The 244-nt window shown below is 50.8% G+C and carries 1 protein-coding gene; it reads left to right on the top strand.

From position 1 onward, the window contains the following. Positions 1 to 194, top strand: a 194-nt coding sequence (locus tag SB753_RS40515; protein WP_410805608.1) for a hypothetical protein, incomplete at its 5' end; no start/stop codon positions are given. Positions 195 to 244: the final 50 nt, after the last annotated feature.

Raw genomic sequence — 244 nt, forward strand, 5'->3', positions numbered from 1 at the left:
GGATTCACACGCTGGCGCTTCCGCTACTCCTGGCCATGTTTTTCCATATTGTGCTGGAAGCACTGCTAGGGTCGGCTTGGCTGCCCCCTAAAATGCTTTTGTTTAATCTACTGGCATCCGCTGGCTGGATGACCTTTGTCATGACACTGTTTATCAAATTCGTTATTCACAGCGTTAAAACATCCAGCAGATAAGCCGCCATCATGCCGACCGCCCTACCCTTGCCTCTCTCTACGCCTAATCG

This window comes from Paraburkholderia sp. SIMBA_053 (assembly GCF_046534895.1).
GTDB classification, from domain to species: domain Bacteria; phylum Pseudomonadota; class Gammaproteobacteria; order Burkholderiales; family Burkholderiaceae; genus Paraburkholderia; species Paraburkholderia caledonica.